The 11,902-nt window shown below is 60.8% G+C and carries 15 protein-coding genes and 1 pseudogene; 3 read left to right on the top strand and 13 right to left on the bottom strand.

Annotated elements, in window-relative coordinates; all coding sequences use genetic code 11:
* Positions 1-5: 5 nt before the first annotated feature.
* The 3 genes from FFM53_RS35060 to FFM53_RS35050 form a co-directional block, all read right to left on the bottom strand.
* Positions 6-608, bottom strand: a complete 603-nt coding sequence (locus FFM53_RS35060; protein ID WP_138390200.1) for an amino acid synthesis family protein — start codon at positions 606-608, stop codon at positions 6-8.
* 407 nt (positions 609-1,015) lie between these two features.
* On the bottom strand, positions 1,016-1,708 hold the full coding sequence (locus FFM53_RS35055) for a GntR family transcriptional regulator (RefSeq protein WP_138334577.1): 693 nt from the start codon (positions 1,706-1,708) through the stop codon (positions 1,016-1,018).
* Positions 1,709-1,896: 188 nt separating this feature from the next.
* Entirely contained in the window at positions 1,897-3,252 is a 1,356-nt protein-coding gene (locus tag FFM53_RS35050; RefSeq protein ID WP_138390199.1) for an FAD/NAD(P)-binding protein, read from the bottom strand.
* A 217-nt stretch (positions 3,253-3,469) separates the two neighbouring features.
* Between FFM53_RS35050 and tauA the strand changes: the two are divergent.
* The 3 genes and pseudogenes from tauA to FFM53_RS35035 all read left to right on the top strand — a co-directional run bounded on the left by tauA (position 3,470) and on the right by FFM53_RS35035 (position 6,179).
* Positions 3,470-4,484 (top strand): annotated as a pseudogene (tauA, locus tag FFM53_RS35045) (taurine ABC transporter substrate-binding protein).
* Between the two features lie 55 nt (positions 4,485-4,539).
* Positions 4,540-5,328 carry a taurine ABC transporter ATP-binding protein gene (locus FFM53_RS35040; protein ID WP_027682951.1) on the top strand — a complete coding sequence of 263 codons (789 nt, stop codon included), beginning with the start codon at positions 4,540-4,542 and terminating at the stop codon, positions 5,326-5,328.
* Positions 5,325-6,179 carry an ABC transporter permease subunit gene (locus FFM53_RS35035; protein WP_138390198.1) on the top strand — a complete coding sequence of 285 codons (855 nt, stop codon included), beginning with the start codon at positions 5,325-5,327 and terminating at the stop codon, positions 6,177-6,179. Before FFM53_RS35040 ends, FFM53_RS35035 begins: the two co-directional genes overlap by 4 nt.
* Positions 6,180-6,204: 25 nt before the next feature.
* On the opposite strand, the gene FFM53_RS35030 is transcribed toward FFM53_RS35035, so the two are convergent.
* The 10 genes from FFM53_RS35030 to FFM53_RS34985 all read right to left on the bottom strand — a co-directional run bounded on the left by FFM53_RS35030 (position 6,205) and on the right by FFM53_RS34985 (position 11,899).
* Positions 6,205-6,972, bottom strand: coding sequence for a gamma-glutamylcyclotransferase (locus FFM53_RS35030; protein ID WP_138390197.1), 768 nt, complete (start codon positions 6,970-6,972; stop codon positions 6,205-6,207).
* Between the two features lie 3 nt (positions 6,973-6,975).
* Positions 6,976-7,284: a hypothetical protein gene (locus FFM53_RS35025; RefSeq protein ID WP_138390196.1), complete on the bottom strand. Its 309-nt coding sequence runs from the start codon at positions 7,282-7,284 to the stop codon at positions 6,976-6,978.
* An 11-nt stretch (positions 7,285-7,295) separates the two neighbouring features.
* Positions 7,296-7,877 (bottom strand): RBBP9/YdeN family alpha/beta hydrolase, encoded by a 582-nt coding sequence (locus tag FFM53_RS35020; protein ID WP_138390195.1) that lies wholly within the window; start codon positions 7,875-7,877, stop codon positions 7,296-7,298.
* 70 nt (positions 7,878-7,947) lie between these two features.
* Positions 7,948-8,097 carry a hypothetical protein gene (locus FFM53_RS35015; RefSeq protein WP_165422306.1) on the bottom strand — a complete coding sequence of 50 codons (150 nt, stop codon included), beginning with the start codon at positions 8,095-8,097 and terminating at the stop codon, positions 7,948-7,950.
* Positions 8,098-8,110: 13 nt separating this feature from the next.
* Positions 8,111-8,287 carry a hypothetical protein gene (locus FFM53_RS35010; RefSeq protein ID WP_171599997.1) on the bottom strand — a complete coding sequence of 59 codons (177 nt, stop codon included), beginning with the start codon at positions 8,285-8,287 and terminating at the stop codon, positions 8,111-8,113.
* A gap of 33 nt (positions 8,288-8,320) precedes the next feature.
* A complete protein-coding gene (locus tag FFM53_RS35005) occupies positions 8,321-8,518 on the bottom strand; it encodes a hypothetical protein (protein WP_138334570.1) in 198 nt (65 codons plus the stop codon).
* Between the two features lie 11 nt (positions 8,519-8,529).
* The gene (msuE, locus tag FFM53_RS35000; RefSeq protein ID WP_138334569.1) at positions 8,530-9,090 is read right to left on the bottom strand and encodes an FMN reductase; all 561 of its coding nucleotides are present in this window, start codon (positions 9,088-9,090) and stop codon (positions 8,530-8,532) included.
* Between the two features lie 176 nt (positions 9,091-9,266).
* Positions 9,267-9,863 (bottom strand): 2-hydroxychromene-2-carboxylate isomerase, encoded by a 597-nt coding sequence (locus tag FFM53_RS34995; protein WP_138390194.1) that lies wholly within the window; start codon positions 9,861-9,863, stop codon positions 9,267-9,269.
* 55 nt (positions 9,864-9,918) lie between these two features.
* Positions 9,919-10,956: an LLM class flavin-dependent oxidoreductase gene (locus FFM53_RS34990; protein WP_138390193.1), complete on the bottom strand. Its 1,038-nt coding sequence runs from the start codon at positions 10,954-10,956 to the stop codon at positions 9,919-9,921.
* Positions 10,957-10,963: 7 nt separating this feature from the next.
* A complete protein-coding gene (locus FFM53_RS34985) occupies positions 10,964-11,899 on the bottom strand; it encodes an ABC transporter substrate-binding protein (protein WP_138390192.1) in 936 nt (311 codons plus the stop codon).
* Between the last annotated feature and the right edge of the window lie 3 nt (positions 11,900-11,902).

Here is an 11,902-nt window from a genome sequence, read left to right as displayed (position 1 = left end):
CTCCCTCAAACGCCCGCAGGATTGGCAACGTCCTGCCCCAAGTCTTTCAGATCCTGGTAGCGGTCGCCGATGCGGTGATGCGGGCGCCCGCCTATCGAAGCACCGAGAGCCACGACGATCTCGTCGGCAGCAGGCGCGTCGGGGATCGACGTCTGGATGGTCAGGTAGTGCGAACGGCGGCCTTCATCGTTCTTGTCCATCAGCGGGATCATGATCGGCGCGTTGGCAGGACCGCGTGTGTTACAGAAGGCGAGATAGGACTTGGCGCCGACGGCCTGGCGATAAAAATTGCCGAAGCGCAGCGTGTGGATGAGCGCGGACCCGTGTTCGATCTCGCCGTCCAGGCCGACGACAGCGGATTTTCCATATCCTTCGACAGCATCGCCGGACCCGACCGCATCGATGATCATCTTGGTCAGCAACTCGCCGAGCACCGGAGCGCCTGCGTGAATTTCGGGCTTGAGGTCGTCGACAAAGCCGTGGCCCGCCCAGGGATTCTTCACGACCGCGAAGGCGGTAAACAGCTTCAGCGGAACCGCCGCGGCCTTGCCGCCTTCGATCAGCGTCGTTTCGATCTGCAGTCCCGTCTTGCGAATTTGAATGGCCATCAAGCACCTCATTTCTCAATATCGTATTATGGTATACCATAATATATGAGTGTCAAGTTGGTTCCTGGGAGAACGCGGTTCAGGCCGAGGCGGAGATCTTCAGTTTGGGCGTGCGCTCTCGACCCTTCGGAAAGCGCTTCTGGTCAGCGCGTTGTCAGCTGACAAACGACATGGCGGCGCCCCGCGGAGGCAGGCCGAGTCCAGAAGTCACGGTCGTCCCAGTTCATGGTACCGCCTTATATATTATTTAATATGGCATACCATCACATTGGACAAAGTTAGGTGTCAAGCGCGGAGTATGGATTGCGCTGAATTGCGCGGAACATCATCGCAAATGGAGTGACTTCGACAGCCGAGGTGAGCGCATTGCCAGGGCCTGCGGAGAAGCGGCAGGGGCCTGCTCGTGCCTAGTCGGCAGGCTTCTTGGCGGACAGCACCGCTTCGGCAATCGCGCTTGCCGCGGCGACGTGATCCATCGCGGCCCGGTAAGCCCCCTCGCCGTCACCAAGGCGGATGGCGTCGACGATCTTCGACATCTGCAGAGGCCCTTCGATGCCGCGCCTCTCCGTCTTGATTGTCATCGAGCGCAGGTGGTTTATGCGCACGGTGAGGAGATTGACGACACCCCAGGCAACGTTCCTGTCAACCATCGTAAACAGCGTATGATAGAAGGAAGAGGTGTTCGTCAGCACAGCTGACATGTCGTTGTCGCGGTAACTGTTGCGGATCCCAGCCAGCGATTCCTCCAGCGCGGCGACGATCTCGGGGCTGCGGCGCTCCGCGCACAGCCGCGCCGCCATGCCTTCCAGCGCGCCGCGGATCTCATAGATCTGTTTGGCTTCGTCGATGTCGAGCTGCGCGACGATCGGCCCCTTGTTCGGCAGATTGGCGACAAGCCCTTCCGATTCAAGATGTCTCAGAACCTCGCGCACGACTGTTCGGCTGACGCCGAGCTGGGCGCAGAGGTCACGCTCGACAAGGCGATCTCCGGGACGGAAATATCCGTTGACGATGGCTTCGCGGACCTTGTCGAGCGCCAATTCCCGCAAGGTCTTTGCAGGACGCTCGACTCTAATGGCGTCCTTCAGAGCACCGCTCATTCTGTACCTCAGTGTTGGACTTTGCACGCTCAACTTCCGCCGCGGCAGCCGAATGCAAGAATCGTATTATGGCGTACCAGATACTGTAGCTGGCGGCGCCCGGCAATTCAACAAGCGCTGTGCCGAGCTATAGCAGCGGGCGTCTTTTCAGACGCGCAAAAGAGGCTCTGCTGCCTACATGTCGCGAGCTAGCCTCTTGAAACGATCTCCTCGGCCACGGCCTTGGCCTGCACCCGGATATCCGGAACGGCGGTGATCTCCCAGAACTGCCCCGCCGTCAGGGCGCCGACCGCAAACAGTCGGGCAGGCGAGGACGGGGCTATCACCTTGGAAGCGGCATCCACCTGGATCCCGAGGCCGAGAGGATCGGGGGCGATCAACTCAAAGCGGCTCATCTCCTTCAAAAGCGGTGAATGGCTGATCCCGGCCCGCTCCATTCCTGTGCAGTTGACGAGCCAGTCCGCCCTGATCTCGGCGATCTCGCGCGTCGCTCTGACCCTGTAGCCGGCAGCGAGCCGCCCCTCCTCGGCCCCAAGCGATTTCAGGAAGCCCGCGTGGAAACGAACGGTTCCGTCTAAAACCAGCTTCTCAAACCTGTCGAACACGTCAGGCGCGACCCGGTGACGATGGATGTTCCACCAGGGAAGCGCATGCCTGAGGAAGCGTGCGCGCCCCTCGCTCGAAAGCCGTTGCCAGAGAGCCTGTGTTGCAGGCCTCAGACCGTCCATCACGGCTCGCCAGTCGGCAGCCGTCCTGCTCTTCGCCCGCAGGGTCTTCAATATGCCGCTGATCGTCTCGGGAAGCCTCTCGACGTCGATCGGCAGAGGCGCCGGCGGCTTCCACGCGTGTCCGAGCGGTGCGAGCCCGCGCCGCGAAAGCACATCGATCTTGCCGCTGTGGCCATGGGCGCGAAGCGCGAGGACCTGATCAATCATCGTCAGGCCGGATCCGAGGATGCACACCGCATCGGACGGTGCGACGCGCCTCAGCCAAGAAAGCCGCCACGGGTTCTCGATGATCCGCGATCGCAGCGATGGTGGGACGCCATCCGGAGCGACCGGCAGGGTCGCGTTCCCGACGCCGAGGCAGAGCACGACGTTCTTCCCGGCAATCTCGTCACCATTGCCGAGATGGAAGGCCAGCGTGCTGCTATAACGTTCAACGCATCCCGCCGCCTTGGCCTTGATGAAATCGACCCTGCAACGGCCCTCCCGCTTTCGAAGCAGCCGCGCAAGTGTATCGCGGACATAAAGACCGTAATCGCTGCGCGAGGCGAAATCGCCTGCCTGCAACCGGCGACCATGGCCTTTCAGCCAGTCGACAAAGTCGTCGGGTTGATGCGGCAGCAGGCTCATGCGGCCGGCAGGAACATTGAGGCGATGGAGATAGAGCTCCGTCCGGTACGCCGTCCCGCGGCCGAAACCAGGATCGTCGCCGACGACGGCGACCTTCGCCGAAGCGGGAAGCTGCTCGATGAGATTGCAGGTAACCGCTATCGCTGAAAAACCGGAACCGACCACGATAACATCATATGTCAAATGCATTCTCCCTGAAGCTCAGAACGTCATCGAGACATTTCGCCATTCAAGCCTCGTGTCGCTCGCCGGTCCTTGCGGATCGCACGAGCGGCAGAATCACGAAAACAATTATCTCTATAGTCTATAAATATAGTTTGTTATTTCTCCCGCTAGCCCCTCCCCAACGATTACGCTTTTGAGGGTGAGATCAAGGGCCGTGCGGCCCTGAACAAAGGGGCTCAAGATGAATTTCAAGAATTTGGTTACCGCAATCGCCGTCGGCGTCGGCACTCTAACAGCGGCGGTTGTCGCTGAAGCGGCGGACAAGAAAGTCGTCGTCGCCTATCAAACCGATGCTTTGCCGTCTTCCGTGGCGATCGCCAATGGCGAATTCGCCAAGGAGACGGGATATGACGTCGACTTCCGCAGGTTCAATTCGGGCGCCGAAATCTTTGCGGCGATTGCATCCGGCGATGTCCAGGTGGGCTATGTCGGCTCCAGCCCGTTTGCGGCTGCAGTATCACGCGGGCTCGAGGTCAAGGCCTTTTACCTCGCCTCCATCTCGGGCATCGACGAGGCTCTCGTCGTCCGTAACGGCTCCGGCATCGAAAGCCTGAATGATCTGAAGGGCAAGAAGCTTGCCGCTGCGCCGGTGTCCACGGACCACTATCAGCTGCTGGCGCTGATCAAATCGCTGGGCCTGACCGAAAAGGACGTTCAGGTTCTTCGCAATCCCTCAGCCTGAGATCGTCGCAAGCTATAATCGCGGCGACATCGACGGCGGCTTCGTCTGGGATCCGGCACTCACCGAACTGAAGAAAAACGGGAAGGTCCTGGTGACCTCCAAAGAGGTGGCAGACAAGGGTGCGCCGACATTCTCCGCCTGGGTCGCGACCTCGACGTTTGCCGCCGACAACCCGGAATTTCTGAAGGGTTTCGCCTCGGTCATCAACAAATACTACGCATCCTTCGCATCGGACAAATCCGCCTGGGGTCCCGACAGCGACAACGCCAAGTCGCTTGCCAAGCTTCTCGGCGGAACAGCTGAACAGCAGGCCTCGGCCCTGAAGAACCTCACGCTTCTGACACCTGAGGTCCAGGCATCGGATGCATGGCTCGGCGGCGGCGAAAAGGCGGGTGCCGGCAAGATCCTCAAGGACACGGCATCGTTTCTGAAGGAACAGGGCAAGGTTTCCGATGTGCTGGCGAATTATGGCGCCTTCGTCACCGCAGATGCCCTCACCGGCGTCAGCAACTGATCCTCCCTGGCGCCGGCGCAGTCGTTGCGCCGGCGTCAAACTTGCGAGCGGCAATATGCTTAAAGTCGATCACGCCAGCGTTTTCTTCGCAGCCCGCGACGGGCGGACCGTTCACGCGCTCGATCGCGTTTCCTTCGATATTCCCGAACGGGGCTTCGTCGTCGCACTCGGCGCGTCGGGATGCGGCAAATCAACCCTTCTCAACGCGATTGCCGGTTTCCTTCCGCTTTCGGATGGCCGCATCACGCTCGATGGCCGCGCGGTCGAACAACCCGGCGCAGATCGCGGCGTCGTTTTTCAGAAAGACTCGCTGCTGCCCTGGAAATCCGTTGTCGACAATGTCGCGCTCGGTTTGAAATTCGCCGGGGTCAAGCGCAAGGAGCGCGAAGCGCGCGCGCTGGAGCTGCTCCGGCTCGTCGGCCTCGACGAATTCGCCGGCGCTTTTCCCTACGAGCTGTCTGGCGGCATGCGCCAGCGTGTCGGCATCGCGCGTGCTCTGGCGACAAATCCCGACATCCTGCTGATGGACGAGCCGTTCGGCGCGCTCGACAGCCTGACGCGCGAGCAGATGCAGGAACTGCTGGTTTCCATCTGGGATAAAACGGCAAAGAAGGTTTTCTTCATCACGCACTCGATCGAAGAGGCCTTGTTCCTGGGCACACAGGTCCTGGTCATGTCACCTCGACCGGGACGCGTCGTGGCACGCTTCGATCTGGATTTCGTTCGCCGCTTCGCCGAAACCGGCGACGCCCGATCGATCAAGGCGTCGCCGCAATTTGCCGAGCTGCGCGAGGAGATCCGCGCCATTCTGCACAGCACCGAAGACCTCAGGAGCGCCGCATGAGCGATATAGTGCAGGCCCCGCCGATTGCAGCGGGTAGAGAGGACCGCCAGGTCAAGCTGGTAAAAATGGCAAGCTTCGGAGCCGGTGAGAAATCGACGGTGGCCATCAGCATTGCCACGGCGCTGGCCATACTGCTGCTGTGGTGGCTCGTATCCGCGCTCGGTGTCGTTCCACACCTGTTCCTGCCGCGCCCGGACGAGGTGCTGACACAAATCGGCGCCATCTATCGCGACGGTTACGCCGGCGCGTCGCTCTCCGAGCATGTTTTTGCGAGCCTGTTCCGCATCGTGGTCGCAGCCCTCATCGCCGTCTCCGCCGGCATTCCGCTCGGCTTGCTCATGGGGCTGAACCGCTGGGCGAAAGGCGTGCTCGACGCGCCGATCGAGTTCTACTGGCCGCTTCCACCGCTCTCCTACCTGCCGCTGATGATCATCTGGCTCGGCATCGGCGAGACATCGAAAATCACGCTGCTGGTGCTTGCGATGTTCGCACCGATCTGCCTTTCAGCCCAGGCCGGCGTTCGTTCGCTGCCGATCGAGCGCGTCAATGCCGCCCGTTCGCTGGGCGCGAGCCGGCTGCAGCTCTTTCTTGATATCGTCCTGCCATCCGCCCTGCCCGAGATCCTTACCGGCATTCGGATTGCGCTCGGTGTCGGCTGGGGTACGCTGGTTGCGGCTGAATTGATCGCGTCCACGCGCGGGATCGGTTTCATGATCATGTCGGCTTCACAGTTCCTGGCAACCGACGTCGTCTTCGTCGGCATCGGCATCATCGCGATCTGCGCGTTCACCTTCTCGGCCGCCATTCGTTTTCTGGAGGCGTTCTTCGTGCCCTGGAAGGGCAAGCTCTGACCAAACGGCGGCAGCGACGCCTGTTTCAATGGCCTCCTGCCGCCGCGTTCAGCCCGTGTATGGCAACAAGCTCGGCTGCGACCAGTTTCTGAAGCCGCCATAAATTGCGGTCCCGGATGCCGCGTTCCTCCAGATGTTTCACCGTCAGATACAGATATTCGGCGCAGGAGCCCATATGTCCGCAGGCTCTTGCGAGCACCTGCGCCACCGTCTCCAGCGGCAATTTGCGCGAAACACGCTCGCCCTTGGGACCAGCCCAAAAGACCAGCGCGCGCACCAGCCCATGCGCGGTCGCGACCGGGATCCAGCGAACCGACGCAGCATCGTCGATCGTGCCGACTTCACGACGGATCAACCGCCGAATCTGGCCAAGGCGATCATCATCGGCAAGCCTGAAGACGATGCCGTTACAACGTCCACCGCGGTCAAGTGCCATCATCAGACCCGGCTGGGCCCGCGTCCCCCGCCAGCGAGTCATCTGCAGGCAGAAGGAGCGATGCCACCCTCTTGTTGCGCCATGTTGCGATTCGACGGCATCGAAGTCCGGCTTCCATATCAATGACCCATAGGCGAAGATCCAAAGCGGAGCACCGGTAGACTCGTGGAGAAGCCGGTTGGCGAGCATCTCCACCTCCGCTTCGGTCAGCGGCTTTCGATGTGGCTCGGGGCCGACATCGATCGCGGGGCGAAGGCTCAGCGATACGAGCTCGTCCGTCAGCGCCATTCTTGATCCGGTCATCAAAAGTTTGCTTCCCCGGACCGTCACCAGCTTATGCTCCCGGATATCCGTCATGTGTCAATGCACCGTAAATCTGGCCGCATCGGCTTGGCGCCGCTGCAGGCTGCGTATCAGCATCGCGGCCTCCCTGACGATTGCCGAAAACGTCACATCATCGGCCTCTGCAATCCTTTCCGTCATCTCGCGGATGATCGTCGTCAGATGGAGGATCGAATGGCGATGCTGCGCATCTCCCGGTCCGATTTCGGCATCGGCCATGGCAAGCAGCGTCTGTACCAGCCGCTCCATGATTTGCCGGCGCCTGGTCCTCGGGTCAGCATTCGGATCTTCGCTAAGGCGCAACAGGTCGGCGACAATATCGGACATTCCACTCTGTCTCACATAGCAAAAGCCGGCGGCATCGAAACGACATGCCTTCGACCGCGCGTTTGCGTCTTCAAGCCCTCCAGCAATCGGTAACCGCTGCGCCAGCGACCAAAGCCGCTGGCGACATTGATGTGCCCGGCAAGGCCGATATTCCTGGTCTCGGCGTTCCACAAGCGGCCAAACAAGGTCAACCGATCGACCGTCATGTAGGCATCGTTCATGCTGCCGACGACGATACTTGGAAAAGGCAAAGGCGCCGTCGGCATGGCGCCAAACGAGATATGCCCCGGATGCAGGTTTTCCGTGACCGGCAGATCGCATGGAGCAACGAGCAATGCCCCTTTGACGCAACGTGCGGCACTTCGCCCGGCCAAGCGGGCGGCAAGCAGGCATCCGAGACTATGGGCAACCAGATAGGCCTCGCCGGCCTCTTCAAGCGCGCCTTCCAATCGCAGCAGCCAGTTGTCAAGGTTCGGATGATCCCAGTCATCTTGAGCGACGCAACGACTGCCCGGCTGATCCTGCAGCCAGTGCTGTTGCCAATGCCCTTCTCCCGAGCCGAAAAGCCCTGGAAGAATAAGTACATCGATCATCTGACGGCATCCTCTCTGAAGCTGCGCGCCGGTCTTTTTCCCGGTCGGGGCAAACATCGGACATCACTCATCAGATCCACCCGATCACCAGGGCGAACAGGAAAGTGAAGGAGCTGACGATCGTGCAGATTCCGGCCGCATGCCTGAAATACGACATGACGCTGCCTTCCGCTCTTCTCGCACCGTGCCGACGCAGGTCGGTCTCAACGACAATCGCCATCACGCCGTCCTCCTCAATACCAAAGGCCGGGCATGGTGCCCCAATAATGGAGTTCGTATTCGCGCGCGGACCGGTCGCGCTCGTCGTCCCGCGCGGACAATCCGTTTACAGGCTCCCGTGCAGCGGGCGGCTTCAGGCCGAGGAACCGGCCGATTGCGCGCTTCAGCCAGAAGTGAAAATCAAGCTTCATGCGAACCTCCTGTCAGGACCTGCTATTCTTCAGCTAAGAAATCAGCGAATGACGTTGTGCATTGGCGAGAAGAACGTGAAGCGATGCCGTTGGTCCGTAGAGCATCAGCAGGCGGTTCTCCTCGCGTTTGGCGAGACGATATCGTCGGGCGAATTCGAAGACGCTCCACAATTGATCGCCTGGCCCTGGCCTTTCCGCATCGGTGATCGTCGCTTCCTGAGATCGAACCATCGCGGCGACTCCTACTCGGCGGCCGCCAGGGCCGGGTTTGCGCCCGGAAAGAAGGCCGCCAATTCGCCGATCACGTCGTTGATGCGGGCCAAAAGCGCGTCGGATGAAACCGCATAGTCTGTGAAATCGCGATCGGACGCATAGACGGCAGTCGGTAGGGTGTGGGCCATGAAAAAACCAAACAGCGGCCGAAGCTGATGCTCGACCATCAAAGCATGCCGGTCACCGCCTCCGGTCGCCGTGATGATGATCGGCTTGCCCCGAAGTTCGTGGGGGTCGATCAGGTCGATGAGGTGTTTGAAATGGCCGGGATAAGAGCCCTTGTAGGTCGGCGAGCCGATGATCAGGGCATCGGCCTGCACGATCTCGTCGATGACATGCCTGGCCTGCGCGTCGAGATTCTTGCGCCACAAGGCGCTGCCTAGCGACGGACCGACATCATGCAGATCATAGGTCCTGCTGGTAAATCCATAGCGAATGCTCGCACGTTCGGCGACGTGCCGGACGAGTGCCAATGTCTTCGATGGACGGTTGAAGCTGCCAGCGATGCCGACGAGTTTGAAACCTGACATGGTTTTTCCTCTCTTTGCGTCGCCCAATTATTGTCTACAAAATTGATAGATTAAAGGAACGTGCGTCTCTCCTTCTTCGCCTGGTTGAAAAAAACGTTCGCTGCCGCTCCAGCACGCATAGGCTGCATGGCGATCGCCGTCGACATCTGCGACCTCCGGACGCTGCAATTCCAAGCCTAAGGCTTGTCGCCATGAAGATGACGTTCAAGGAAGGGCAAATTGTCCTGTCCCCAATAGATCTCGCCATCATAGACATAGGTGGGAAAGCCGAAGACGCCGCTGTCGCGGGCATGCACGCGGTCCGCCGACCATTTGTTCTGGACATCGTCATCGGCTTGTCGTCTGAGGAGTGCTGCGCCATCGAAACCTGCTGATGTCACGATCGCCTCGCGCACATCGGGCTTGCCGATATCCTTCGCCTCGCTCCAGAAGGCGTGCTGCAGGGCGCGGGCAACGCCGATCCAATCCTGTCCGTCGAGGTAAGCCGCAATCACGAAGAGGGACGCCGGCGTCGGATCGCTCAAATCCGGGCGATGTTCGAGCCGCAGTTCCTTGCCGCGCACGCGCGCCCAGCGCTTAAGATCCCGCGTCCAGTAGGCGCGCCGGATCTCCGGGCGATTGCGCGAAAAGATACCGCCATTTTCCTCGACCACCGTCGTCAGATAAGGCGTGATGACGACGTCGTTCCTCGCCGCAAGTTCGGCGAAGGCATCGAAGCCGATGTAGGACCAGGGCGAGCCGATCGAAAAGAAATATTCTACCGATTTGGTCACTGATGAATGTTCCCTGTGAGGTGATTGTTCTGGCGTCGAATGGACGACGGCATTTTCAGGAAGCGGCGCGGATGTCGGATGGCGCTTTCCATCCGAGTTCCGGTGCGATCAGCGTCGCGAAGTCGTGGAGAATCTGGCAATACTGCTCGTGCTCGAACTCGTAAGGAAGCTCCAGCCTCAACTCGCTGACCTCGGGCAGGATCGGATCGGCAAAAAGCTGCGCCAATATCTCGTCCGATGTGCCGACGACATCTCGGGCAAACAGGGTGCGCCGCTCGCCCTGCGGCGAAAGCGTCCGCTCATGGCGGCCGTCGGCATAATCTCGATATCGGCGGCGCGTTGCCGCATCGGCGCTGTCGAAAGGCACGATGACACGACCCAGCGCGACGCGGCGCTGCGACCCGGCGGCGCGATAGGTTTCGATCAGCCGCGATTGAGCGATGAAGAAATCATCGGTCCCCTCCCCTGTTATCACATTGCCGGTCAACAGGTTGAAGCCATTGCGGCCGGCCCATTCGGCCGAGCGCTGTGACCCGCCGCCATACCAGATCCGGTCGATCAGGCCCTTGGCATAAGGCTGCAGCCGTGGCCGCTGCGGGCCGAAGGGCGTCTTGATCAAGGTCTGCTCGTCGCCGAGATAGCTGCCACGCAGATTGTCGGCAAAGCGCAGCACGCGGTCATGCGAGAAATCGTAACCCGTCCAATCGCCGTCGAAGACGAACGGGGCGATCAGCTCGGCGTGCAGCGGTCGGCCGGCGCTGACGCCGATGTTCAGCCGTCCGCGCGACAGAACATCGACGGTGGCGAGGTCTTCGGCCAGCCGATAGGGGCTTTCATAACCGATCGGGATGACCGCGGTTCCAAGCTCGATCCGACTGGTTCGCTGCGTCGCCGCCGCCAGGAAGGCGCTCGCCGAAGAGATTCCAGGCTCCAGGTGCCGCTGCCGGACCCAGGCGCTGTCGAAGCCCAGATTTTCGCCATATTGCAGCTGCTCAAGCGTCTGCTCCAATCCCGACAACGGATCTTCGTCGGGATAATTGCCGGGGGTGAGGAAGCCGATATGGCTGATGGATATGTTGAACACTCGTGCCATCCGATGATCAGTATTTCGGCAGGCCGGGCGGGTTGGTCTCGGATACCGGCAAGGCTTCCTCGGAGAGATGCCAGTGATCGAGGATTTTTGCGTAGGTGTCGTCTTTGATCAGGCCGTTGGTGGCGGCAGTCAGCGCATCGGCCAACCCACTTCCCTTGCGAGTGGTGATCGCCACATCCGAGCGATCCGGCCAGCCGGCGCTCAGCGTGCCGACGCGCTTGATGTTCTTGTCGCGCGCGGCGATGAAGACGAGCTGCGCATGCGGCTGGATGATGACATCGGCCCGGCCGGATCGCAGCGCGAGAAGGCTTGCCGCCTCGTCGTCGTAATATTGCAGCTCTATCGGCTTCAGGCCCGCGGCGACATCTTCCTCACTCCACTTCACCAGGATGCGCTCCTGGTTGGTGCCGGCCCCGACGATGATCCTGAGGCCTGCCGCATCCTTGGGCTCCTTGATCGAGGTGATAGGATTGTCGGATTTTACGAAGAAACCGTGCAGGCCCTGGCGGTAGGTGGAGAAATCGAATTTTTCCTTGCGCTGCTCGGTGACCCCGACATTGGAGATGACGGCATCATACTTGCCCGAGGCGAGGCCGAGCGGCCAGTCGATCCAGGCGACCGGCACGATCTCCAGCGTTAGCCCGAGGCTGTCGGCGATGGCATAGGCATAATCGGGATCTGCCCCGACCACGGTCTTGGCGTCGGTGGCATAGGTGGCAAGCGGCGGGCCGCCGGGGCTGACGGCGATGGTGAACTTACCAGGTGTGACGAACTTGAAATCCTTCGGGATTGCGGCAATCGCCGCCTCGTTCCTGGCGGCATGAAGCCGGCCCGGTTGTTCCGGGCTGAGGTCGAAATCCTCGGCTGCTTGAGCTGCGCCAAAGGAAAGGGCCGACGCCATGGCGGCGATCAGCAGGGTCAGGAATGCCGGAAGGGCAATCATCGT

The sequence above is a fragment of the Rhizobium indicum genome (assembly GCF_005862305.2).
Taxonomy (GTDB): domain Bacteria; phylum Pseudomonadota; class Alphaproteobacteria; order Rhizobiales; family Rhizobiaceae; genus Rhizobium; species Rhizobium indicum.
The sequence above is the reverse complement of the archived record's forward strand: the minus strand, read 5'-3'. Positions and strand labels throughout refer to the sequence as shown.